The organism is Pelagicoccus sp. SDUM812002 (assembly GCF_031127835.1).
GTDB lineage: Bacteria > Verrucomicrobiota > Verrucomicrobiia > Opitutales > Opitutaceae > Pelagicoccus.
Map to the genome: position 1 here is coordinate 71,029 of NZ_JARXHX010000007.1, position 22,999 is coordinate 94,027.

The following is a 22,999-nucleotide window of genomic DNA, read 5'->3' on the forward strand; positions in this document are numbered from 1 at the left end:
TGTGATGGTGTTGCAAAATATGGAAGCGGTGATGCCAGACTGGTCAAAAAGTGTTTGCTATTGTGTTATCGTATACGATTATCGATAAAAACAACTAGGCGGAGCTCCTTCATATCCGTCTTAGGCGGTCAGATTCGATATTTCTTCGGCGTAACGTGAGAGAATCGGTTCGGGTGAATAGCGTGCTGCTGTGGCGCAGACAGTAGACGCGTCCCAATCTCGTCCCGCTGCCTGGCGCATTGCCTTGGCGAGGTGAGGTTCGTCTTGGTATCTAACTAAGTGGCCGTTGACGTTTTCCTCAATTATTTCGTTCGGTCCGCTTTTGCAGTCAAAGGCAATGACCGGGGTTCCATGGGCTATCGATTCAATCAGCACATTGGGAAATCCTTCGTACAGCGACGTGAGAATCGTTGCTTTTGCATTAGCGTAGTAGGGACTCGTGTTTAACTGAAAACCTTCAAAGTCTACGAGATGCTCTACTTTCAACGCTCTCGCATTAGCCCGCAACAAATCTTCCGAGCTGCCGGAGCCTACGAACTTTAGTCTGAGATGCGGGAAATCGTTCTTAATAATTGAGAAAGCTCTAATAGCGTAATCGAATGCTTTTGCGGGTTCCAGACGTCCTACGCAAAGGAGATAGTCCCGTTTATTATCTACATCGTTGATATTCTTCATGCGATGCTCGTCGATCCCTGGATTGATCGGATTTGGAATAACAACTATTTTGCTGGGGTTTATACTGTAGTAGTCAGTCAGATCTTTGCGCATGTCATGGGATTGCGCGATAATTCTGTTAACCTTGCTATAGAATAGTTTTAGAATATAGTCCACCGCATGTTTATGCCAAAATGAACCTTGGATTTTGCGTGCTTCGGATAGGGTGCTTATGTTTCTGGATATGATAGCGAAGTCTTCACGAAGCAAAATGCGAGCGAGGACTAAACAAATAGCTAACTGATGGTTAAAAACGAGGAATTTATTGGGTCTACTTTTGAGGATGTGCTTTATTAATGATATTAGTGCTGTCCGAGAATGTTGCTTTTCTAGTACTACAATATCGATTGTATTATCGAGTTGTTTATGATGAATAGAGTGCTCTAGATGTAGGACTATAAGTGTAATCTTCCACCCGCTTTTTGCTAATCCATTAGCTAGGATGGCGCAAACATTCTCCGCTCCTCCTCCGCCCAGTGAATTTATCAGGAATGTAATCTTCTTATCGGACATCGCAATCTCGTATAAAATCCTCTATGATAAAGTGTTGTGGAGTGAAGCTCGTTGCTGTCCAGTTCAGCTCCTCGTTCCAATATCCGGGGCACGAGGTATAACCTCCTGGGGCAAATGCATAGCTTATTTCAATGATGCGAGGTTGGCTATCGTCGTAAATGAAATCATAGGCGAGACATTGAGCCTGCAGACGCTTTGATGTAGTGAACGCTAGTTTTATACATTCAATCGGGATCTCTGCAGGATCATGTATGATTGTGCCGCTTCCAGAAGCGCGAAAGTCTCCCTTGCGTACCATGCGTTTTATTGCAAAAGCCCGATGGCCAACTACGATAACTCGTATGTCATGGTCGTTGTGTGGGATGAATTCCTGAAGGTAGAAGTAGTTTTTCTCGACAGGTAACTTTTTTAGTCGTTCGTCGGGCCAGAGGATTCTCGCAATTCCCTTGCTTAAGGCAATGAATGACTTGAATGTTTTGTCACGCCTATAGTGCCACAGTCTTTCTTTAATTGAGTGTAGCCTTCTTTTCGCCCGATGGCCCTTCCCGAACATGCGACGAATCATTCTCTTGGCTGCTGAATAGTCTGCGACAAGTTTCACGTTCTCCGCGCCGGCTCCGCTGCGGAGTTTAAAAACCTTTGGATAATCGCTTCGTTGGGCCCATGCTAGTGATTCTACTTTGTCGTAAAATACGTAACTAGGTACTACCGGTGCTCTAATTGATTCTAGGAGGTATTTTTGTCCTATTTTGTCGTCGAAATGCCAACCTGTATTGGTGTCTGGGAACACCTTTAATCCTACGCGCTCTAGTGAATGCGTCAATTGTCGGGCGAACAAAACGGCTTTGGGGTCATGGTGGGCCCAGTGCCACATGAATCCACGGCAGTCAGCAGTTTTGGCGATAATGTCCGAGGAGTAGGGGTCGACTGTTTTGTATGGGACATTGTGTTTCTCGCAATACTGGATCCACTCATGGCTAAAACTATTGTTGCGATGGGCGATTGCTAGCATGTTAATATCGTTCTATTATGGGTTGGTAGGCTAGGCGTTTTTATTTATACGTTATTTCTTCTTAGTTATGTTTCGCCTTCAGAGCGATATGCTCGAGAGCTATCTGGGCGAATGCAGTATAGGATATTAAACTCAGTTGTAGACGAATACGCAGGTATTATTGTTACCTGAATGAGGTTGATTATGGGTTATCTAATATGCGAATCGATAAAGTAGGTCTGGTTTTTCCCATTTGCTTTAGGATGTTGCCTAGGACAATAGAGAACCTATCTTTTCATGCACATCTCTTTGCTTCTCAAGCGGCGGTTTGATTGTACCATCTCCTAGGGAAGCCCTGAGATCGTAACGCTTAATTTTATTCGCATTCTACTGTTTGTCTGTCGGGAGCATTATATGCGGCTTTGAATGTTTAGTTATATTCGCATTAAAAACAGATTTATGGCTAATCTGAGTTTCTACGGTCAGCGACTTTTGGGGGTGATAAAAGAACCGGCAGGAGGAAGGCTTATTCTATAGCTTTACGGAGTTGAGCCAAGAGCGATTAGCGAGATACCATTGAATACATTGTTCCACTCCATCGCGGACCTCTGTTTTTGGTGACCAGTCAAGAATCCTGTCGGCTTTTGATATGTCAGCCCACGTTTCTTTGATGTCTGCTTTGTGAAAAGGCTTTTTAAGTCTCGAGGCTTGCTTGCCGAGCGATTCTTCTATCCATGATATAATCTCGTCAAGGGAGATTGGGTTTTTGCCTCCTCCAAGGTTGAATACCTCATAACTGACAAGTTTTAGTGCCGCGATGGTGCCTTTCGCTATGTCGTCTACAAATGTGAAGTCACGTGATTGGGATCCGTCACCGAAAAGCTCAATTGGCGTACCTTCGTCTATCCACTTGATGAAGCGGAAGATGCACATGTCTGGTCTGCCGCAAGGACCGAATACTGTGAAGTACCTAACGATGGATACGTCGATTTCGTACAAGTAGCTGTAGCTGTGGGCGAGCATTTCCGCAGCCTTTTTTGACGCGGCGTACGGCGAAATCGGGGTGTTCACTGCTAGCTTCTCGGTGAAAGGCATTTCTTGTCCGGCGTACAGTGAGGACGTTGAAGCTAGCACCAGCTTTTTAACACCGAACTTTTTCATGCCGTCCATTAGGTTCAGCGTTCCCATGGCATTTGTGCGCATGTATATATCTGGATTTTCCATGCTGTATCGGACGCCCGCTCTTGCAGCGAGATTAAAAACGCCATCGAACTTATGTCGGTTGAAGAGATCGAGAACCTCGGGTTTATTTTCAATGTCTAAGAGTTCGAACGAAAAGGCACCGGCCTGGAACTTTGGAATCGAAATGCTCGATTGGCTGCGATATGCAGATTTTAGTTTTTCGCGAACCTCGGGATTGGCAACGTTCTCATTTGCAATTCGTGAAAGGCGGTAGTGCTTTAGGCGGACGTCGTAGTATTCATTTAAATTGTCGATCCCAATGACTTCGTGCCCTTGTCGAAGAAGAAGTTCAGTGGTTCTTGAAGCGATAAAACCCGCTGCTCCGGTAATTAAGTATTTCATGAAATAGTGATTTTAGTTAGACTGAAGGTAGCAATGGGAGAGATTAGGCTTTATAATAGTTTGCAGGTCGAGGCGAGATGCAGTTTCGGGTGTCCACGATTGGGCATCGAAAGTGGGAGAAATCCGTTTTTTTGTAAATCTCGTGGTTGGTAGCGACGAGGATACAGTCATAGTTGTCGAGAATTGGGACTGACTTGCGACCTGCGAATCTTGAGTGTTCGCGGCTGGGCCGTATGAAAGGGACATGTGGATCGTTGTATTCAACCTGTGCCCCCATTGATTCCAGCTTTCCCATAAGAGCATAGCTCGGAGACTCACGATCATCGTCCACATTTGGCTTGTAGGCGATGCCAAGCAAAAGAATTCGAGAGCCGTTGACAGATTGTGATCTCTCATTCAGGGCCTCCGCTACACGTGCAATGACGTAATTTGGCATGTTCGCATTGATCTCGCCTGCTAGCTCGATGAAGCGCGTGTGTTGGTCGTACTCTCTTGCTTTCCAGGTAAGGTAGAATGGGTCGATGGGAATGCAGTGCCCACCTAGGCCGGGACCAGGGTAAAAAGGCATGTAACCGAAGGGTTTGGTGGCAGCTGCATTTATTACTTCCCAGACGTCGATCCCCATTCTTTCGTATACAACCTTTAGTTCGTTTACCAAGGCTATGTTGACGGATCGGAAGATGTTTTCCGTGAGTTTGGTGGCTTCAGCGACGCGACAAGATGGAACAGGGTGTACGGCATCGATAGCCTTGGTGTAGAGTGCGACGCATCTGTCTAAGCAGTTTTGTGTATAGCCACCCATTACCTTTGGGATTGTCTTGACGCCGTGGTCGGTGCGACCTGGATCTTCTCGCTCTGGGGAATAGGCCAAGTAGAATCCTTCTCCGGCTGTCAGTCCGGATCCTTCCTCGAGAATGGGGCGAAGTTCGTCCTCGGTGGTTCCGGGATAAGTTGTACTCTCGAGTACCACAAGCTTATTGGGATTGCCTTTGCTGAGGTGTGGAGCGATTGCTCTTCCTGTATCGAGCACGTATGATAAGTCAGGCTCGCGGTATTTGTTTAAGGGGGTGGGCACACAAATTATCGCGGCTGTTACCTCTTCGATGCGAGAAAAGTTGGTGGTGGCCTCAAATTGATTCGACTGAGTAATAGAGGTTATCTGTTCCGAGTCGATATGCTTGATGTAGCTTTTTCCTGCATTGAGCTTGTCGACTTTTGATTGATCAACGTCGAGTCCGAGTACTTGAACGTTGGATTCGCAGAATCGGATGGACAGAGGGAGGCCAACGTACCCGAGTCCGATGATGGCTATTTTTGTCATAATGAAGCTAAAATATTTGATTGCGGGTGTTCGCGAAGGGGCGCCGCTGTCAACGCAATATAGGAGGTCTGCTGGGGACGTTTTGAATCGAGGTAAGCTTGTCCAGTGTTAGAGTCATATTGTGGGTTTCGTGTCTTTGACTTTCGTTGTGCCTAGGAATTTGCTGACGACGGGGAAGAGCAAGTCGGCTTTCTTTGTCCAGGAAGAAATGGTGTCGATACGGTCCAAGACAACCGGGTCGGACGAGTCGCTTCCTCGCGGAGTAACGTTTCTTAGTCGGGTTGCGCCGTCTTTGAGTTGGGGGCGGATGCGCTGCCCGATGAAGCCGTCCGCGATGCGTCGCAGGCTAGTCTCGGCGGTGTAGTGGTCTCGGCGGTCGCCGGGGAGGTAGGCGGAATTGAGAGCATTGATGCTACGCAGGAAACGGATGCCCTGGCTGGCGGAGCCTTTGCTGATCTGGAGACGGGCGACGACGTCATCGAGCGCGAGTGGGGGCTCTGAGGCGAAGTAAAGCCCGAAGATCTCGCCATAGGACTTGGGCAATCCGAAGGCTTGGGCGGCGTTCACGAAGAACGCAATGAGCTCGCGTTGCGGCTCGCTTAAAGGCGGGTGTGCATCCGCCTTCGTGCCATTAGTTGGAGAATGGCTATGGCGTGACAGGTTGTTGGCCATCTTGGTAGATAAGTTATTTTCGGTGCAAGGTTCAAAGGCCTCACTAAGGGGGAGCTGGAGGTTCGAGAATCAAGGCTACAGTTTCAGAGTTCTAACGGTGGTCCGTGGGGTTCTCGCTGTAGGCTTTGAGTTAGCGTTTCGCGTTTTTGCTGATGGTGAAGAAAGTCCTTTTTAGCTTACTCAGAGGTTCTTCTGGATAAACCTTGGTGTCTAGCGCAGGTTTTGAACTTCGGATGTTTCCTGAATGCCCCAGGATTCTGAGTGGCTGCCGCCACAGGCTGTTCAGTGGGTGGGAACTGAGGCCGTCGGGGAAGAACGAGTGTCTAAGGTTTAACAGACCCAAATGGAGGGTGAGAGCGTTTGCCTTGGCGAGGTCTAGCGGTGTGGAAACCAGTTTATTGGGATTTAGATTCGAAGCTCCGAATTCAATTGTACCTTCGTACTCTCGGCTTTGGCTCTAGGTCCGGTAGGAGGCTCTGTTTAGCGTGGTGTTCGAACTGTTCAAGAAAAAATGAACGTTATCCCGTGCAAGGCGGACTTGAAGATGGTGGGTCAAAGCTGAACGCTGCGAAGAGATTGAGCCAACCGCCGATGGTGCAAAGAATCGGGGGCGCTTGGAAGGCTTTGGACAATTGGAGACATGCGGACCAGCGATTGAGATGAACCCCACGGACGTCAAAGAATGCGGAAGTTTTGTTGTAGCTGAGCGATTGGCATTAGAACTAGGCCTATTCTAGCGACAGGGTAGAGTCAGCAGAAACTTGAGATCGTAGGTATCTATAGGGCAGGATATCAACTCGGAGTCTAGTTGTGTATATTGGCGGTGATGTAGGGTGACTGGAGTGGCAAGCAAGTTGAGTGGCTCCGCCTTCGCTGTATTTGGAAGACTTAAGATTCGAAAATGAGCAATTGGAGAGGCTTGAGTCAGTTTCATAATCGGCTCACTTTCGAAGTCAGAGTTCTCCGAATCAGATGTTTGGAGCCCCGTTCAAGCGGTCAGTTCGAAATAGTTAGCAAGTCAGCTAGGGGACGGAGGACAGTGGCCTATGGGCGTGGAGCTTGAGCCGTGGGTGATGCTACTCAGGGATTGACTGTTGAATGGCAGGTGAATTGACGTGTCGAGGTATGAAGCGGTGGTATTGTTTGCGGACAAAGTTGAATCAGGAACGTATCGCCCTGAATCGGCTTAGAAGGGAGTTGGGCGTGGACTGTTTCCTGCCGATGGTGTCCCGTCTCGGCCGGAGAAGCCGAGCAGGCCAGCTCGTAAGGGAACCTTTGTTTCCGGGATATCTTTTCGCCAAGGTCGATTTGTCGGCTGACCTGAGGAAAGTGAAGTACGCCCGAGGCGTGCTTGATTTCGTGCAAATGGGTGAGCGTTACCCAAGTCTCTTGGAATCGGAGATCGAGGGCCTGAAACTCGTATGCGTGGAGGTAGAGCAAGTCATGGAGACTCGGTCGGCTGTCTGCGTGGGCGACTCGATCGAATTGGTTGGTCGATTATTTGGGGGAACTCGGGGAACCGTACGAGAGTTGATACCCGCTAGGAAGCGAGCCCGGGTCCTGATCGAATTCCTTGGTCGGGCGGTCGAGGTGGACGTCGATTCTGAGGGCATACGGAAAGTAATGGACCAGACTTGAGAATGGGTTACGGATTCGAGGTTTCGAGTTTTACCTATAAGGAGGGACCGTCCGCCGTTGCTTTGCTACGGGTGGCAACTAGGTAGCCCGAGGAGCGAAGGTGAGTGAATTAAGTTGTCCTCGATCCCGTTAAGTTGATAAGATTTCACAAAGTCAGACCTGATTCCAGCAGTATATTTGACGAGCCATGCCCTTCGTCGCAATCATTCTGCTCCCCGTTACGCGAGCTGTACTGACATGGATCAAACCTAGTGCTACGTCATACGATTTTTGATATGTGACACGATACCAGTGCACTTCTAGTGCGGGTAGGTGAAACTGAGACATTTTGCTGGATGCGGGGAGAATGTGAGGCAGGGTTTGTGTAATGTGGCTATGGATTTTCAGTTGGTAACGAACAGGGTCCTTCGGGACCTGGATGAAGCGGGGGTTCGCTATGCGTTGATCGGTGGATACGCATTAGGATTGTGGGGTGCGACACGGGCCACGTTGGACTTGGATTTTTTGCTGCTCTTGGAGGATCTAGAGAAAGCTGAGGCAGTACTTTCGGAGTATTCCTACCACGTCGTTTTCAAGAGCGGCGATGTCGCTCAGTACGTTTCGGATCTTGCTCCGTTTGGACAAATAGATGCGTTGCTAGCCCATCGGAGCATTTCCAAGGCAATGCTTAAGCGAGCGGAGTTGAGGTCATCGGCGGTTGGCGCCTTGGTTGAGTTGCAACCTGAGGATTTGATTGGTCTGAAGCTTCAGGCTTTGGTGAATGATCCAAAACGAGAGGAACGCGAGCTGGAGGATATGAGGGCTTTGCTTGCAGCTTCCAAGCCAGAAGGTCGTTCTATGGATTGGGAGTTGCTGGAAGACTATTTTTCGCTTTTTGAGCGGGAGGAATTGTTGGAGGAGCTGAAGAAGGCGAATGGCTAGGTTGAGCGAGGAGGAAAAGAGGGAGTTTCTGGAGGATGCTCTTTCGGAGGAGCGGCGAAAGGCGTTCGAATCGTTGCGGGCGGGGACGCGTAGGCGGCTGGAGCCAGACGAGCTATCGGCTTTTTTGAACTGGGCTCAGCAGTTCATGACGGAAGACGTGTCGAAACGAGGGCCGATCCGAGGGACGAAGTGGCTGTTGTGAGGAGTTTTTCTTAACTGCTGTCCGTCCGTCGCCAGAGGCTATGGAGGATTGAAAAGGACGCGGTAACGAGCATCTTGTGCGACACTTGAGGAGCGGAGGGACGAGACGATTGCGGCGTTTATAGGGCGCTCGTTTCGGCAAGAGAGTTTGAGGAATCGTTTGTAAGGTCGCCCTGTGGGCGAGTAGGTGTCGCGGGGCGACAGTAGGTTTCTTTTTGGCCACTACCGAGGAGCGGTAGCGACAACACTTGAGGAGCTTTGCGACGAAACAAAAGGCGCGAAGAACTAACCGATGAGGGACCTTTGCTATAGCGAAGGCTGGGGGTTGTAGGATTGCTTGGGTCTTTTTGTGGTATAGGGAAAGTGGGTTTGGACTATCAACACATCGCGGGCAAGGTCGTGTCTTGTCGTATGACTCCGCGAGTGTCGCGTTGCTCGGTACCTACGTCTCTGCGAGGAGGACGCGGATGGTATCGAGGTCGAGGGCGGTGGCGAGGGATGGGTCGTCGATGAGGGTGCTGGCGAGCTGGGATTTTTCTTTCTGCAGGGCGCGGATCTTTTCTTCGATGGTGTCTTTGGCGATGAGGCGGTAGGCGATGACTTGGCGCTTTTGGCCGATGCGGTGGGTGCGGTCGATGGCTTGCGCTTCCACGGCGGGATTCCACCAGGGGTCGAAGAGAGCGACGTAGCTGGCGGCGGTGAGGTTGAGTCCGCTGCCGGCGGCTTTGAGGGAGAGGAGGAAGACTTTTTCTGTATCGGGTTTTTGGAAACGTTCGACGAGAGCGGCTCGGTCTTGGGTTTTGCCGGTGAGCATGAGGCTGGGGATGCCGATGGCGTCGAGTGCGGGCTGCAGGAGCTCGAGCATGGATACGAATTGGCTGAAAACGAGGATCTTGTGGCCTTCTTCGACGAGGGGTTGTATGTGCTCTAGGAGGGCTTGGGTCTTGGCGGAGGGCGTTTTGCTGGGCTTGGCTCCGAGGAGCTGGGGGTCGCAACAGATCTGGCGCAGGCGCAGCAGGGACTGGAGGATGTTGAAGCGGCTTTTGTCGAACTGGCGTTTGGTTTTTACCTCGACGAGGAGTTGTCGGGCTTTTTTGAGTTCGGCTTGGTAGAGCTTGGCTTGGGCGCCTTCGAGCTGGCAGTGCAGCTCTTCTTCGATGCGGTCGGGGAGGTCTTGGGCGACTTCGCGCTTGGTGCGTCGCAGGAGGAAGGGCTGGATGCGGCGGGCGAGGCGGGGGAGGGCTTGCGGATCTTTCTTTTCGTTGTAGAGGCGCTTGAATTGGGCCTGCGAGCCAAGGGCCCCGGGCATGGCGAAGCGGAGCAGGCTCCAGAGGTCGAGGGAGCGGTTTTCGATGGGGGTGCCGGTGAGCACGATCCGGTGCGGGGTGGCGAGCTGGCAGGCGATTCGAGCGGTCTGGGAGGCGGGGTTCTTGATGTATTGGGCTTCGTCGAGGATGATGGCGTCCCAGGTTTCGGCGAGGAAGGCGTCGGCGCTGCTTCGCAGCTGGGTGTAGTTGGCGACGACGAGGTTGGCGGCGGCGAGGGCATTGGCTTGAGGGGCGTCGGGCTTGCTCTGGTGGCGGGCGGAGGTGAGGCCGGTCTTGAATTTTCCGGGTTCGGAGAGCCAATTGTCCATGACGGACTTGGGGCAGACGACGAGGACGCGGAAGGCGGATTTGGGTTTTGGTCGGTTGGCTTTGAGCCAGACGAGCCAGGCGAGGGCTTGCAGCGTTTTGCCGAGGCCCATATCGTCGGCGAGGATGCCGCCGAAGCTGAGTTGGGTGAGCTGGCAGAGGAATTGGAAACCGTCGCGTTGGTAGGGTCGCAGGATCTTGCCGAAGGGACGGGGGGGAGTGGGGAGCTTTTGGGCGCGAAGGGTGTCGAGTCGGGCGTGTAGCTGGGCTTTGGCTTGTTCGGTGAGGGCGGAGCTGGCGGCTTCGTTTTGCAACTGCAGGGTGTGGAGGCGTTGGGTGCCGTCTGATTTTTCCATGCCGAGTTCTTGCATGAGCTCGGTGGTTTCTGGAGTGGTCTCGATGTCGAGGCGTCGCCATTGGCCGCTGGGGAGCTGGACGAAGCGTCCGGGGGCGGCTAGCAGGAGCTGCATTTCCTCGTCGGTGAGCTGGGTGTCGCCGACGCGTTGGACCAGTTTCACGTCGAACCAATCACGGGTATCCGTTTCTTGGATATCGACTTCGTAGCTAAGGGATACGGGGGCGCTGTCGAGGCCGGCGAGGTCGGGGCTGAGCTCGACGTTTATCTCGGGGGGAAGGGTTTGCAGCCATGATCCGAAGTCGGGGAGATCAGTTACGTCGCGTAGGGGACGGTGCCAATGGGTGAGCGGTTCGTCCCACTTCAGACTGAACTTCGACAGGACGGAAGAGAGATCGAGAAGGGCGCTGGGATCCACGAGTTGGATACGCTCTGTGGAGTGGGAGGCTGGCTCCTCTTCCGTATGGCTCCACCCGGTCGGCGTAAAGTGTCGAAGGGGACGGTTTTGAGCGTCGACGGCTTCTAGCTCGACATGCAGGCTGCGGGTTCTGCCCCATGAACTCGGAGTTTCAATCGTGCTCGCGCGAAGCCTGAGCTGGGGCTGGAGGGTATCGACGCGTTCTGCGATTTCGGGAGGGAGCTCGCTTCCTTGCGAACGAAGGAAGGCGACTCCCTGTTCGGATTCGATTACTTCCCACGGTAGGGCAAGGGTCGTCTTGCCCTCCACAGGCGGAGGCCCCGGGTAGACTTTGTCCTTGCTCAGGTAAAGAGGGGCGTCGTCCTCGGCAGGGGAGGCATTTCCGTAGGTGTCGTAGTTCAGCAGCTGCAGAACGATAGCGTTTTGGGGGAGTGGCTTTCCGCTTGGCAGACAGAGTCGGAGCTGGGCTTGGGGTTCTTTTCCGGAAATGGACTTGCTGGCGATCCAGCGAAGAGGCTTGTCGCTCCACCGGATCGGGGTGTGGCTTGTATCCAAAACATGGTTGCGAAGTTCGGGATGCTGGAGGAGACGGTGCAGGAATGCTCGGGCGTATTGGGTGGTGGGGGCGGTGCTGGCTCCGCGCCAGTGTTGGAGGAAGTGCTCCGCGGCGCCTAGGAATGCGATCGCTTGGGTGGACAGGTTGGTTGCGGTCGATTCTCTCAATTCCTGAAGTTGCGCGCTGTCGACGCGGTGGTAGGGACCTTCGCTGCGGGCGTGTATTTCGCACTTTGATTTGCCGAGTACCATGGCCAGCTGAATGGGAGCGGCGGGGGGCGATGCCTTGGGTAATCGCGCTTTCGAGGATTGCTCCAAGGTGGCCTTCCAGGATCGGATTTCGTTGAGGTGGAGGTTGCGTTTGACGCGGGCTTGGTAGTCGGTGAGGTCGAGCAGCTTCTTCGCAAAGGGAGGAACGTTGACTTCGTTGAGTTTGAAATAGATGCAGGCGTAGCCGAGCAGTTCGAGGGGATCCTGAGGGGGTTCGTTGAGGTATAAACCGAGGCGGTCGATTTGTTTCCAGGTGCGGTAGTGGACGTCTTGGTTGGCTAGCAGGGTGAGCACGTCGTCGCTGGCGACGCCTTCCTCTTGGAAGAGGTGCCATGCTTTTTGCACGCGTTCGAGAAAGCGTTCCTCTTTGGCGTTGAGGGGACGGTCGAGAATTTTTTGGGCGGGAGCGAATAGGCCGTTCTTTGCTCTCCGGACGGCTTTTTTTGTGGGAGCGGCGCTGGCAAGGGGATGCCCGTTCTCGGCCAGCACCGTTGCGCCGAGGGCGAAGGCGTGTTTGCATTCGTATCCGATGGGGCAATCGCATTCCGCTTCCCATCCTGTGTGGCGTTCGTAGCCGAAGTGGACGAAATACTCCCGGGAACCGTCAACGTACCCTTCGATGACGTGGTTGGTGGTGTAGGAGACGAGAGCGCGGGCATCGCGGGCGTAGGCCTTGCCACGTTTCTTCGTGCGCGGATCGAAAGTGCTGAGATACTGGGCGAGGGCGTTGAGCGGGCTAGCGTCCATTTAAATGGCTTTGCCTAGCGCCTTCATGGGGCCTGGAAAAGGAGTTTTTGTTTCTGGGTAGCATCGGACTTCACTATTGCGTGACGAGCGCGCTTCCACTTGCCCGGCGCACCTGGATTTTCGATTTTTCAATCTGTAATCTTCGATTTACGCTAGCGACTGCGCAGGGTGCCTTGGGCGAGCTGTTCGAGGAAGAGGGGGTAGGTTTTGCGGATACCCTCTTCGAGGGGGATTTGGGCGGTCCAGCCGAGGTCGCGCAGGCGGGTTACGTCGAGCAGCTTTCGGGGGGTGCCATCGGGTTTGGAGAGGTCGTTGACGATTTTGCCTTGGTAGCCGACGGTCTGGGCGACGAGTTCGGCGATCTGGCGGATGCTGTGCTCGATGCCCGTTCCGGCATTGAGTACGCTGGGTGGGTCTTGTAACTGGAGAGTGAATACGACGCTGTCGGCTAGATCGTCTGCGTGCATAAGCTCGCGCAGCGGCTTGCCGGTACCCCACATAGTGACCTCGGGTGATTCGGCTTCCTTCGCTTCGTGGAAACGTCGAAGGAGGGCGGGGAGGAGGTGGGAGTTATCGGGGTGATAGTTGTCGCCCGGACCGTAGAGGTTGGTGGGCATGAGGGAGTGGTACATCACCCCGTACTGCTTTCGATAGAACTCGCAGAGCTTGAGGCCAGCTATTTTGGCGATGGCGTAGGCCTCGTTGGTAGGCTCTAGTTCTGAGGTGAGCAGAGCGTCTTCGTTCAGCGGCTGGGGGGCGAGCTTGGGGTAGATGCAGGATGAGCCGAGGAAGAGAAACCTGGATACGCCAGACTGGTACGCAGCGTGGATAGTATTCGAAGCGATCACCAAGTTTTGGTAGGCGAACTCGGCTGGGTACGTATTGTTTGCGTGGATACCGCCAACCTTTGCTGCAGCCATCACGACGACGTCGGGCTTTTCTTCGTCGAAGAAGGTTTCGACGGCGCCCTGGTCGCATAGGTCCAGCTCCGAAGACGTGCGCGTTACCGTATTGCTAAAACCTAAGGCGTGCAGCCTGCGGATGACCGCGGAGCCGACCATGCCGCGGTGGCCGGCGACGTAGATTTTGGAGGAGGGAGTCATGTTGCTTTAGTGGCCATCTGGTCTAAGGGCCTAAGCGAGCGCCTTTTTGATCTTGGCTTCGTTTTCGGCGAGCTTGAGGTCGGCTTCGGTCATGATCTTGACCAGTTCCTTGAACTTGACCTTGGGCTCCCAGCCGAGCTGCTTCTTGGCCTTGGCGGGGTCGCCGATGAGCAGGTCCACTTCCGCGGGGCGTTCGTAGCGGTCGTCGTAGTCGACGTACTTCTCCCAGTCGAGGTCGAGCTGGGCGAAGGTTTCCTGCACGAACTCCTTAACGGTGTGGGTCTCGTTGGTGGCGATGACGTAGTCGTCGGGCTCGTCCTGCTGGAGCATCAGCCACATCATCTCGACGTATTCCTTGGCGTAGCCCCAGTCGCGCTTGGCGTCGAGGTTTCCGAGGTAGAGCTTCTCCTGGAGCCCCATCTTGATGCGGGTGGCGGCCCGGGTGATCTTGCGGGTGACGAAGGTTTCGCCGCGTCGCGGGGATTCGTGGTTGAAGAGGATGCCCGAGCAGGCGAAGAGGTTGTAGGACTCGCGGTAGTTCACGGTCAGCCAGTGCGCGTACATCTTGGCGCAGCCGTAGGGGGAGCGCGGCCAGAAGGGGGTGGTCTCGGTCTGGGGGACTTCCTGGACCTTGCCGAACATCTCGGAGGAGGAGGCCTGGTAGTACTTGGTCTTCTTGACGAGCTTGGCCTCGCGGATGGCTTCGAGAATTCGGACCGCTCCGGTGCCCACCACGTCGCCGGTGTACTCGGGCACGTCGAAGGAGACGCGCACGTGGGACTGGGCTCCGAGGTTGTAGATCTCGTCGGGCTGGAGGTCGTAGAGCAGCTTGACCATCTGCACCGAGTCGGCGAGGTCGCCGTAGTGCAGGAAGAGCTTCACGCCGTTGACGTGGGGATCTTGGTAGAGATGATCAATGCGCGAGGTATTGAAGGTCGAAGCCCGGCGGATCACGCCGTGCACTTCGTATCCCTTTTCGAGGAGGAGTTCTGCGAGGTAGGAACCGTCCTGTCCTGTGATGCCGGTGATGAGGGCTTTCTTCATGAAACTATATTTGCTGGATGGAACAAGAAACGGGAAGCAAAGAGCTTTGGGATGATATGTCGATCCGTTCTTTCTCAGAGAGATAGAGAGCGGAGTCTCTGAGTCGGATGATGGGGTCGGCTTGCGGGGTGTTGGTAGCGGACGGAACCGGACCCTCCAATTTTTATTTTAAGAAAAAACGCCCGCCGCGGATGCGGTGGGCGTTTGAAGTGGTTTTGGGCTAAGTTTTTCTTAGCGGCTTAGGCGCAGCGGAGACCTCCTGCCCGCGGTGAGCGGCTGGGTTTACTCTGCCAGTACCATCGGGTCGGCGGCGCGGTTTCCTCGGTGCGAGTGGGCTCAGTGTCGACGGAGCGTTGGTAGTTCGGCTGCGGAGCGTAGCCTTTAAGCAAGGCTTCGATGATTTCCTGAGCGTAGCCGCGTCCGAGTTCGTTGGAAGCGAGGGCGTTGATGGGGCCCTGCCCGAGGTGACGCGAGCTGAACCCGGTAACGCCAATGGCTTGGCCGGTGTCCTTGTGGATGACGATCCACCAGCTTCCGGCGTGCGTGCGGTGGTCTTCGAGCATGCGTATGATGGCAGTGCAGGCGGTTTCCAGCGTACTGATGGCAGGACCGACTGTGGCATGAGCGAAGAACGGATCGGCTGCAGCGAGCTCGTGCAGCGCGAGAGCGTCTTCGATGCGAGGCGTTCTGAGGATGAGTCGCTCGGTCTCGATGATCGAGGGTGGCAGCTTCTCTATTGGGCTTGCGTGTGTCATGGTATGGTTTCCTGTCTAAAGTCTTTCTGAAATTCGTTGGTGTGATTGGGCCAAAAAAAGGCCGAACGTCTACTGGCGTTCGGCTTGGCGGTGCGGGTTTCGTTTTTCCGGATTTAGTTAGCGTTTCGCTCCGGTGTCTTCCCCGCATGCCAAGCCATTGCCCATTGGCGGCAAGCCGCTACGGCTTGTGCTTGGACTGCTTGATGTTTGTCTTGTTGTTGTGATTGAGAACGGATCATCGATGAATTGAATGCGTTAAAGCATTGGCCGTGCCTAAATGGAAGGATTTTAATGAAAAGATAAGGTTACAGCACAGGGGGATGGCTTTACATTCTTTTAAATACCTGTGTTGCAAGCGAATCCCATCTCGGCATCGTTTTGAACTCTGATGCGAAAGTTTACGCAGATTCTTGGCCTCTTTTTCAGCAGTTTGCCCGTGGTGTCATGGGCTTGGGCGGACCAGACGGATTTCGCGGCCCTGCGGGAGGAGACCTTTGAGGCGGCTTGGAGCCAAGTCGGGGCGAGTTATTACGACTCGACTTTCGGTGGCTTGGACTGGGACGAGGTTGGAGATCGGTATCGAGCGAAGCTTCCGACGGCGGAAAGCATGGACCAGGTCCGAGCTTTGATTTCGAGCATGATCTACGAACTAGGTGACTCGCACCTGGCCTTGATATCGTCCGACTACGATCCGGAGGAGATCATGAAGCCGTGGAGCGGTGGAGCGGCGGGAGTCGAAGCATGTTACGCAGGCGATAGGATCGTGTTCTATCGAGTCGATCCAAAGGGTGCGGCCTACGAAGCAGGACTGCGGAACGGGGACATCTTGTTGGCGGTTGACGGGGAGAGGGTGAAGGACTTCCGTCGTTCGCTCGAAAAGACCGGTCAGCCCGAGCATGTATTAAAATACAGCTTGATAACGGCTCTCCTCTCTCGGCTTCGCACGGAGGCGGGGGAGAAGGTGAAATTGCTCGTCCGTTCGCCGAGAGGAAAAAAGCGTTTGCTCACCGTCGAACTGAAACGATACGAAGGTCGGTCGACCGAGCCGCTCGGTAGGATGGGTCGTATGCCGCTAGGTTTGGAGGCGACGCTTCGTGAGGATGGGGTGGCTTACTTGCGTTTTAATCTTTGGTTCCCAGCGGTCATGCCGGAGGTGCGGGCATTTGTAGGAAGCCTACCGGCGGAAACGTCTGGCCTCGTGATCGACCTGCGGGGCAACCCTGGAGGAATGATGGTAATGGCTGGCGGGTTAGCGGGTTTAGTCCTACAAGAACAAGCGGAGCTCGGGCGTACTACGTTGCGGTCAGGCCATGTGAACGTGGTAGGTTTTCCCCAGAAGGACGCCTTTGCTGGTAAAGCCGCGATCCTAGTGGATGAGACGAGTGTTTCGACCAGCGAGGTGTTCGCAATTGGACTTCAGGAGTTGGGTCGAGCGCGAGTGTTTGGTCAACCGACCCCAGGAGCGGCGTTGCCGTCGGTCTTCTTCGCCTTGCCCAATGGGGATTCCTTGCAAATCGCATTGGGCGACTTCAAAACCCCCAATGGCGTCAGTTTGGAAGCTCGCGGGGTTATCCCCGACGAAGTGGTCTCCGTTTCGCCGGTTGAACTTTCCGCCGGCAAGGACACTGTCCTTTCTGCGGCTCTTAACTGGATCCACCAACCCAACTAGCTCAAATGAAACTATCCTCATTCCGAAAGACTGCCATTGTCTTTGCATTTTTAAGCGCGCCTTTTCTAGCGACCGTTCAGGGAGCTCTGCCTGTCGAAGTCGCAGAGGTTCTTGATGCCAATATCAAGGCCAGCGGTGGCCGTGATCGTATCGCCGCCATACAGTCCTCCCGCTTAAAGGGGACTATGGCGATACCCGCCATCGGCATGAACGGCACCACCGAGATGGTGATGAAGGCCCCTGACAAGCTTTACGTTGCCCAGGAGATTCCCGGGATGGGTAAAATGGTGCAAGCCTACGACGGTGACACGGGTTGGGCCAACGACCCCATGCAGGGTTTCCGGCTGCTCAGCGAAGGGGAAATCGCCTCGCTCAAGCAAAACGACAATTTCTCGGACATGCTCGCCTACGACGAAGTCTACAGTTCAGGCGAGAAGCTACCCGACGCAATGGTTGATGGTCAATCGGCTCACGTCGTGAAGCTGGTTGCGGCGGCGACAGGGTTGGAGCAGACCTGCTATTACAGTAAAGACACGGGATTGCTCGTCCGCATGGACATGTTGGTTGACATGGGTCCCATGGGCCAGCTGCCGGCCAGCATGATCGTAAAGTCTTACCATACTCAGGATGGGATTTCCTTTCCCGCGGCCATGGAGATGACCAACGCTGGGATGAATATCAATATGACTTTTGACTCCCTTGAGATCAACTTAGAGATCGAGGATTCGCTTTTCGCGGCTCCTCAGTGAAACATTATTCATTACACTAAATCGAAGCCTATGAATCCAAGAAAACTGATCGTATCCGCCCTCGCATTTTTCAGCATCACGCTCGCAGCATCGGCTGCGCTTGAGCGGCAGCCATCGCCTGAAGGGGCGGAAGTCTACATTATATCTCCAGCAGATGGAGAGGTCGTGGGGAAGACCTTCACCGTGCAGTTCGGTCTAATAGGTATGGGGGTCGCTCCGGCCGGTATCGATATGCCCAATACAGGGCATCACCATTTGCTTATCGACGCGGAGGGTTCGCCCGACATGTCTACGCCGATGCCCATGTCCGATAACCTCAAGCACTTTGGTGGTGGGCAGACGCAGGTGGAGCTTACCCTCGCTCCGGGCGAGCATCGCTTGCAGCTGGTGCTCGGCGACTACCTGCACATACCGCATCAGCCAGCGGTGATTTCCGAGGAGATCACGATCACCGTGAAATAAGACTTCGGGTGGCGCTGCCGAAACAGCGCTTCTCATATTTGACGCCTGCCCGAACGCTCGGGTAGGCGTTTTTGTTTTTGCTGAAACAATGGGCGGTCGCGAAGCGAGGCCACTTGCATGAACCGCGTCTTTGTGGACGGGTCCATCGCATGAGAGGGAGTGACATTGTAGGCTCTCAGGCCGTACGTAGAAAACGCTTGAGCGACCAAGGGCATTTGCTAGCTATTATGGATCGTGAAGAGGAATCGTTTCTTTGCACGACCCCACTCTCCTCCGCTTTTATGAACGAATCCCCAGCCTTCCCAGGCGGAGAGCCGCCGGCCTCGCCTGACGTAGCGATCCCCAATACGAACTACCCATTCAGCTTCACAGGTCAAACCGGGGAGTACTTCCGTATTTGGATTGTGAATATGCTTCTCACTCTGGTGACCGTCGGTTTTTACACCCCATGGGCCCGGGTGCGTACCCGGCGGTATTTTCACGCCAACACCCATTTGGACGGGCATGCTTTCGATTACCTCGCCAAGCCAATCAACATTCTTTGGGGCTACCTGATCGTGTTGTTCATCGTCGGAGGCTATTACGCCGCAGGCCTGTTCAACCCCGTTTTCACTGTCCCGTTCTTCCTCATCTACGTATTCGTGGGGCCGTGGGTGGTCTACAAGGCGATGCGTTTCAAGGCGCACAACACCAGCTATCGCAATGTGCGTTTCCAGTTCCATGGAACGGTAGGGGACGCATATGTGATCTATCTGGGAATCGCGATTTTGATCCCAATTACCTTTGGCTTGATCATTCCCTATTGGATCATGAAGCAAAAGGAGTACTTTTACAAAAACCTGAGCTTCGGTGGCCGTAAATTCGAATTCACTCCTCAGGCGGGCGAGTACTATATCGCCTACATCGTGGCTGCAGTGATCGTGGCTGGAATCTATGGGGTGATGCTTGTCGGATTTATGGCGACAGCATTCGCAGGTGCGAGTACCGGCTCCCTTGAGGGTAGCGATGCTCCGGAGGCGTTGATCGCTGGGATCTTCATCGCCCTTTATATTCCATTGATGCTGGGTATGGTGTTCGTGCAGATCTACGTTTATGTAACGCTTTTCAACTACAATCTGGGCCGCTTGCTAGTCCAGCAAACTGCTTTCTCTTCCACGCTTAAGGTTGGCAAGTTCTATTGGATAACTTTGACGAACATCTTGGCGACGGTCTTCAGCTTTGGATTGCTGGCCCCTTGGGCGGCGATTCGCAAAACCCGCTACTTAGCAGAGTCAGTCGAGCTTACTCATCCGGAGACTGGGTTTGGGGATTTCGTGGTTGAAGCAGGCAAAGACCAATCCTCCATCGGCGACGCGGCGGCTGACATGTTCGAGATAGACATCGGATGGTAGACCAAGTCGAGGGAGGTTTCTACGCGGCCGGTTCGTCTCGCAGCGTCAAAGCAACGTTAAGGCTCCTTGCTGTCGAGGAGTTCGAGCTGAGCGCATCGGGTCGGAACTATAAGTATCGAAAAGGCCAATACTTGGTGGAGCCCGCTTTGGGGTCTCTGCCGCGAGTCGTGCATTTTAAGGCCGAGGGCGGTGACAGCCGCTTCGAGACAAGCGACCTCCTAGGATTTCGTGAACTTGAGCGAGGTCTGACGTCAGGCAAGCTTTGGTCGGGTATCGCTTGGCTGGAGGGGCACTGGAAGGGGACTGTGGCAAGTGTCGTACTGCTCGCTTTCTTTTGTGTGGCCTTTCTCCAATGGGGCTTGCCTGCCCTAGCTTGGAAGGTGGCTCAGGACATGCCGCAGTCATGGCGGGTGGCTATGACCGACCAGAGCATCGAATCGATGGAACGTTTCAATTATCTGGGCGAAAGCGTTCTGCCCGTGGAGGAGCAAGCTCGCGTGCAGGCGATTTTCGCAGAGTCGCTCGATTTTGCCGGATTGACCGAATCCGTCTATGACTACGAATTGAGGATTTTTGCGGGCAAATCGATCGGCGCGAACGCCTTTGCGTTTCCCTCAGGCTTAGTGGTCGCCACGGATGAGTTCATCAGACTGTGCGAGTCGGACGAGCAGATCCAAGCGGTCTTTCTGCATGAGCTTGCCCACGTCGAGCAGCAGCATGGAATTCGGGGGTTGGTCCAGCGTGGCGGCGTGTTTATCGTTTTTTCGATTCTAGTCGGGGACGCGAGTTCGGCGATCTCTTTGGCCGAAGGCATTCCTGCTTTGGTTATGAACTCCCAGTACTCTCAGCGGTTCGAAATGGAGTCGGACACCTTTGCGGCACAAATCTTAGAGCTCTCGGGAATCGGAGCAGAAGCGATGGAAGAAGTCTTAATCCTGCTGCACAAGGATGCGCCGGAGGTTCCCGTGGCCGCATTCCTGTCCTCGCACCCGAGTCTTCGGGAACGCGTAGAGAATCTGCGGCAGATTCAGGCTGCAGGAGAGTAGGGCGAAGGCGCGCCCTGCAATAAGCAGCTACTCTTCTTCCTCGTCCGAGTCGCCATTGGGTATGGCTGCTCCTGCGACTTTTGCGGTTGCTTTCACGCCGGTGGTGGCGGTCTTAACCCCCAGTTTTGTTGTCTTGGCGGCTACCTTGATGGGCACCGTTGCGACGCAGCCGCACAAAAAGACCAAACTTGTGGCCAATGCCAAGACTTGCAGGGTATGTTTCATAGTGGAGTGAGCTGGAGTTTAGGTTGGAATTGCTTAAGCGGGGCCGCCCGATGGTTTTTGTGATTGAAGTGATATGATTTGGCAAAGGCGAAGCTGCGGCTTTGACTAAGGATCTTCTAGGCGTTCCTATTGTCTGGCCACCTATCTGCTCTCTCGCTGCAATTACTGCGAATAGAGCTTTAACTTAAATCCTGCTTCATATGATCGTCACTCGGAAGATTGGTTCACTAGTTCGTGGAAAAACGACGCCATTCCAAATTTATGCAGCTTGTCTGCTAGGCGCCTTACTCGGGTTCATTCCCAGTTTCTCGCACGCTCCGGCTCTCATGCTATTGTGGATCCTTCTCTTGCTGGTCCTAAATGCGAATCTCTTTCTAGCGGGAATCGTCCTGCTTCTGAGCAAGCTCGTGATGCTCGTGGCGATGCCGGTGATTTTTGCGGTCGGACGCTTGTTGCTTGAAGGTCCGACGCAGGGGCTCTTCAAGACGCTGATCAATGCTCCTGTGACTGCGTATTCGGGTTTAGACTACTATGCGGTAGCGGGCGGACAACTTGTGGCGCTGATCCTAGGTTTTGCATCGGCGTTTTTCTTGAAGCGTTCGATTACGAATTATCGCAAGAAGATGATGACGCTATCTGAGGACTCGCAGCGGTTGAAGAAGTACAACGAGAAAACGTGGATAAAGGTGCTCAAATTCCTTTTCCTCGGAAAGGGGCGGGGAAAGAAAAGCTACGAGGAGCTTTTATCCGTAAAGATGGGAAATCCGGTTCGGATCTGGGGATTGGCGATTGTGGTTTTTCTCGGGGTCGTGTTGGGCGTTGGTTTCAGCAAGTTGACTGCTCCCTTGCTCACTTCGCTGGCCAAGTCTAACCTTGAGACTGCTAACGGAGCGACGGTCGACCTAGATAGCGTCGACCTGAGGCTGCAAGAGGGAAAGCTAGAGGTGCTAGGGCTTGCAATGGCAGATGCCCAGGATCTGGATACGAATATTTTCTCGTCGAACCGCATCGTAGCGGACGTCAATACGTCCGACCTTCTCCGGAAGCGATTCTCGATCGATAACCTTGTCTTGGAAAATGCGGCTTCTGGCGAGGCCCGAGCAACTCCAGGGGAGCAGATCGGACCGAGGCCTAAGTCGGACAAGAAGATTGAGATGCCAGACTTCGACGATCTCGACAGTGTGCTGGAAAATGCGGACGAGTGGAAGGATCGCTTGGCCCAAGCGAAGCGTTGGTTGGAGCAAATTACGGCGGGTGGCGAAGAGGCTGAGCAAGCTCCGAGCTGGAAAGAGGAGCTTAATGGCCGCATCCGTGCTCTTGGACATGTGAATGTAAAAGCCGATTTCTTGACCGAGGGTAGCCCCACTTTGTGGATACGTCGTATCGAAGCAAAGGGCATCAAATCGCCTTATTTCGAGGGAGCGACACTTGATCTCAATGGCACGGACCTGTCGACGCATCCAAGCCTCGCTGGTGCGGCACCCACTCTCTCGCTTGTGTCGGACAACGATAAGTTCGATGCTCGGCTCAGCCTTGCAGGAGCAAGCGGAACGGGCACTAACGACTTGAATCTCCTCTACAAGGACTTAGCGGTGGATCCGCTGGCTGCGAAAATCAAATCTGACGGGCAACCCCCGCTTTCTGGAGGAACCATGGATATAGATCTGAGTGGTAACATCGGTACGGTAGAAAATGATTTGGTGGCTCAAGTAAAGTTCGCTGGCACCACCGCTCGCATTGGTGGGGATCCGGTCAGTCTCGATGGAGTCACGTTGCCGCTCGCCATTCGAGGTCCGCTGGATCGTCCGGGTATCAAGCTAGAGTCAAACGCGCTCGAGAAAATAGCAGGGTCTGTCCTCAAGAAAAAAGCTGCAGAAGAGGTATCCAAAAAATTGGGACTGGAAGGCGATAAAGCGGATGCGGCAGGTCAGTTGCTGGACGGGTTGTTTAAGAAAAAGAAGTAGAGCGATTGGGTTCTCAGTTTTAGCCACTGTCGGTGGGGCGACAGGTAGGTGATCTTA

At 53.9% G+C, this 22,999-nt stretch carries 19 protein-coding genes; 9 read left to right on the forward strand and 10 right to left on the reverse strand.

Features of this window, described 5'->3' with window-relative positions:
• Positions 1 to 120 precede the first annotated feature (120 nt).
• From QEH53_RS11945 to QEH53_RS11965, 5 genes are all read right to left on the reverse strand, one after another.
• Entirely contained in the window at positions 121 to 1,227 is a 1,107-nt protein-coding gene (locus QEH53_RS11945) for a glycosyltransferase (protein WP_309023426.1), read from the reverse strand.
• Positions 1,217 to 2,239 carry a hypothetical protein gene (locus tag QEH53_RS11950; RefSeq protein WP_309023427.1) on the reverse strand — a complete coding sequence of 341 codons (1,023 nt, stop codon included), beginning with the start codon at positions 2,237 to 2,239 and terminating at the stop codon, positions 1,217 to 1,219. The genes QEH53_RS11945 and QEH53_RS11950 overlap by 11 nt, the downstream gene beginning before the upstream one ends.
• Before the next feature lie 510 nt (positions 2,240 to 2,749).
• Positions 2,750 to 3,802 (reverse strand): NAD-dependent epimerase/dehydratase family protein, encoded by a 1,053-nt coding sequence (locus QEH53_RS11955; RefSeq protein WP_309023428.1) that lies wholly within the window; start codon positions 3,800 to 3,802, stop codon positions 2,750 to 2,752.
• A 43-nt stretch (positions 3,803 to 3,845) separates the two neighbouring features.
• Positions 3,846 to 5,123: a nucleotide sugar dehydrogenase gene (locus QEH53_RS11960; protein ID WP_309023429.1), complete on the reverse strand. Its 1,278-nt coding sequence runs from the start codon at positions 5,121 to 5,123 to the stop codon at positions 3,846 to 3,848.
• A gap of 114 nt (positions 5,124 to 5,237) precedes the next feature.
• Positions 5,238 to 5,795 carry a hypothetical protein gene (locus tag QEH53_RS11965; RefSeq protein WP_309023430.1) on the reverse strand — a complete coding sequence of 186 codons (558 nt, stop codon included), beginning with the start codon at positions 5,793 to 5,795 and terminating at the stop codon, positions 5,238 to 5,240.
• A 1,125-nt stretch (positions 5,796 to 6,920) separates the two neighbouring features.
• Between QEH53_RS11965 and QEH53_RS11970 the strand changes: the two genes are divergently transcribed.
• The 3 genes from QEH53_RS11970 (at position 6,921) to QEH53_RS11980 (ending at position 8,556) form a co-directional block, all read left to right on the forward strand.
• Positions 6,921 to 7,433 (forward strand): transcription termination/antitermination NusG family protein, encoded by a 513-nt coding sequence (locus QEH53_RS11970; RefSeq protein ID WP_309023431.1) that lies wholly within the window; start codon positions 6,921 to 6,923, stop codon positions 7,431 to 7,433.
• A gap of 375 nt (positions 7,434 to 7,808) precedes the next feature.
• Complete coding sequence (locus tag QEH53_RS11975) at positions 7,809 to 8,354, forward strand: hypothetical protein (RefSeq protein ID WP_309023432.1); 546 nt, start codon at positions 7,809 to 7,811, stop codon at positions 8,352 to 8,354.
• A complete protein-coding gene (locus QEH53_RS11980) occupies positions 8,347 to 8,556 on the forward strand; it encodes a hypothetical protein (protein WP_309023433.1) in 210 nt (69 codons plus the stop codon). Before QEH53_RS11975 ends, QEH53_RS11980 begins: the two co-directional genes overlap by 8 nt.
• A 441-nt stretch (positions 8,557 to 8,997) precedes the next feature.
• Here the strand turns inward: QEH53_RS11980 and QEH53_RS11985 are convergent, their stop codons facing one another.
• The 4 genes from QEH53_RS11985 to QEH53_RS12000 all read right to left on the reverse strand — a co-directional run bounded on the left by QEH53_RS11985 (position 8,998) and on the right by QEH53_RS12000 (position 15,436).
• Positions 8,998 to 12,534, reverse strand: coding sequence for a DEAD/DEAH box helicase (locus QEH53_RS11985; protein ID WP_309023434.1), 3,537 nt, complete (start codon positions 12,532 to 12,534; stop codon positions 8,998 to 9,000).
• Between the two features lie 152 nt (positions 12,535 to 12,686).
• Positions 12,687 to 13,637: a GDP-L-fucose synthase gene (locus QEH53_RS11990; protein ID WP_309023435.1), complete on the reverse strand. Its 951-nt coding sequence runs from the start codon at positions 13,635 to 13,637 to the stop codon at positions 12,687 to 12,689.
• A gap of 30 nt (positions 13,638 to 13,667) precedes the next feature.
• Complete coding sequence (gmd, locus tag QEH53_RS11995; RefSeq protein ID WP_309023436.1) at positions 13,668 to 14,681, reverse strand: GDP-mannose 4,6-dehydratase; 1,014 nt, start codon at positions 14,679 to 14,681, stop codon at positions 13,668 to 13,670.
• Positions 14,682 to 14,920: 239 nt separating this feature from the next.
• Positions 14,921 to 15,436, reverse strand: a complete 516-nt coding sequence (locus QEH53_RS12000) for a GNAT family N-acetyltransferase (RefSeq protein ID WP_309023437.1) — start codon at positions 15,434 to 15,436, stop codon at positions 14,921 to 14,923.
• Between the two features lie 388 nt (positions 15,437 to 15,824).
• Here QEH53_RS12000 and QEH53_RS12005 point away from each other — a divergent pair, with 388 nt between their 5' ends.
• From QEH53_RS12005 to QEH53_RS12025, 5 genes are all read left to right on the forward strand, one after another.
• The gene (locus tag QEH53_RS12005; RefSeq protein WP_309023438.1) at positions 15,825 to 17,105 is read left to right on the forward strand and encodes a S41 family peptidase; all 1,281 of its coding nucleotides are present in this window, start codon (positions 15,825 to 15,827) and stop codon (positions 17,103 to 17,105) included.
• A 5-nt stretch (positions 17,106 to 17,110) separates the two neighbouring features.
• Positions 17,111 to 17,854, forward strand: coding sequence for a hypothetical protein (locus QEH53_RS12010; protein WP_309023439.1), 744 nt, complete (start codon positions 17,111 to 17,113; stop codon positions 17,852 to 17,854).
• A 30-nt stretch (positions 17,855 to 17,884) separates the two neighbouring features.
• Positions 17,885 to 18,316 carry a DUF4399 domain-containing protein gene (locus QEH53_RS12015; RefSeq protein WP_309023440.1) on the forward strand — a complete coding sequence of 144 codons (432 nt, stop codon included), beginning with the start codon at positions 17,885 to 17,887 and terminating at the stop codon, positions 18,314 to 18,316.
• Positions 18,317 to 18,597: 281 nt separating this feature from the next.
• Complete coding sequence (locus QEH53_RS12020; protein ID WP_309023441.1) at positions 18,598 to 19,707, forward strand: YjgN family protein; 1,110 nt, start codon at positions 18,598 to 18,600, stop codon at positions 19,705 to 19,707.
• On the forward strand, positions 19,701 to 20,753 hold the full coding sequence (locus QEH53_RS12025) for a M48 family metallopeptidase (protein WP_309023442.1): 1,053 nt from the start codon (positions 19,701 to 19,703) through the stop codon (positions 20,751 to 20,753). Before QEH53_RS12020 ends, QEH53_RS12025 begins: the two co-directional genes overlap by 7 nt.
• Before the next feature lie 27 nt (positions 20,754 to 20,780).
• Here QEH53_RS12025 and QEH53_RS12030 read toward each other — a convergent pair whose 3' ends face one another.
• On the reverse strand, positions 20,781 to 20,978 hold the full coding sequence (locus QEH53_RS12030; protein WP_309023443.1) for a hypothetical protein: 198 nt from the start codon (positions 20,976 to 20,978) through the stop codon (positions 20,781 to 20,783).
• A gap of 326 nt (positions 20,979 to 21,304) precedes the next feature.
• Here QEH53_RS12030 and QEH53_RS12035 point away from each other — a divergent pair, with 326 nt between their 5' ends.
• Positions 21,305 to 22,942: a hypothetical protein gene (locus QEH53_RS12035; RefSeq protein WP_309023444.1), complete on the forward strand. Its 1,638-nt coding sequence runs from the start codon at positions 21,305 to 21,307 to the stop codon at positions 22,940 to 22,942.
• The last annotated feature ends 57 nt before the right edge of the window (positions 22,943 to 22,999 follow it).

Coding starts and splice junctions, on each gene's coding strand:
- QEH53_RS12030 (WP_309023443.1), bottom strand. CDS start 20,978: ATGAAACATACCCTGCAAGTCTTGGCATTGGCCACAAGTTTGGTCTTT.
- QEH53_RS11985 (WP_309023434.1), bottom strand. CDS start 12,534: ATGGACGCTAGCCCGCTCAACGCCCTCGCCCAGTATCTCAGCACTTTC.
- QEH53_RS11965 (WP_309023430.1), bottom strand. CDS start 5,795: ATGGCCAACAACCTGTCACGCCATAGCCATTCTCCAACTAATGGCACG.
- QEH53_RS12035 (WP_309023444.1), top strand. CDS start 21,305: ATGCTATTGTGGATCCTTCTCTTGCTGGTCCTAAATGCGAATCTCTTT.
- QEH53_RS11990 (WP_309023435.1), bottom strand. CDS start 13,637: ATGACTCCCTCCTCCAAAATCTACGTCGCCGGCCACCGCGGCATGGTC.
- QEH53_RS11960 (WP_309023429.1), bottom strand. CDS start 5,123: ATGACAAAAATAGCCATCATCGGACTCGGGTACGTTGGCCTCCCTCTG.
- QEH53_RS12000 (WP_309023437.1), bottom strand. CDS start 15,436: ATGACACACGCAAGCCCAATAGAGAAGCTGCCACCCTCGATCATCGAG.
- QEH53_RS11970 (WP_309023431.1), top strand. CDS start 6,921: ATGAAGCGGTGGTATTGTTTGCGGACAAAGTTGAATCAGGAACGTATC.
- QEH53_RS12025 (WP_309023442.1), top strand. CDS start 19,701: ATGGTAGACCAAGTCGAGGGAGGTTTCTACGCGGCCGGTTCGTCTCGC.
- QEH53_RS12015 (WP_309023440.1), top strand. CDS start 17,885: ATGAATCCAAGAAAACTGATCGTATCCGCCCTCGCATTTTTCAGCATC.
- gmd (WP_309023436.1), bottom strand. CDS start 14,681: ATGAAGAAAGCCCTCATCACCGGCATCACAGGACAGGACGGTTCCTAC.
- QEH53_RS12010 (WP_309023439.1), top strand. CDS start 17,111: ATGAAACTATCCTCATTCCGAAAGACTGCCATTGTCTTTGCATTTTTA.
- QEH53_RS11945 (WP_309023426.1), bottom strand. CDS start 1,227: ATGTCCGATAAGAAGATTACATTCCTGATAAATTCACTGGGCGGAGGA.
- QEH53_RS11955 (WP_309023428.1), bottom strand. CDS start 3,802: ATGAAATACTTAATTACCGGAGCAGCGGGTTTTATCGCTTCAAGAACC.
- QEH53_RS12020 (WP_309023441.1), top strand. CDS start 18,598: ATGAACGAATCCCCAGCCTTCCCAGGCGGAGAGCCGCCGGCCTCGCCT.
- QEH53_RS12005 (WP_309023438.1), top strand. CDS start 15,825: ATGCGAAAGTTTACGCAGATTCTTGGCCTCTTTTTCAGCAGTTTGCCC.
- QEH53_RS11975 (WP_309023432.1), top strand. CDS start 7,809: ATGGATTTTCAGTTGGTAACGAACAGGGTCCTTCGGGACCTGGATGAA.
- QEH53_RS11950 (WP_309023427.1), bottom strand. CDS start 2,239: ATGCTAGCAATCGCCCATCGCAACAATAGTTTTAGCCATGAGTGGATC.
- QEH53_RS11980 (WP_309023433.1), top strand. CDS start 8,347: ATGGCTAGGTTGAGCGAGGAGGAAAAGAGGGAGTTTCTGGAGGATGCT.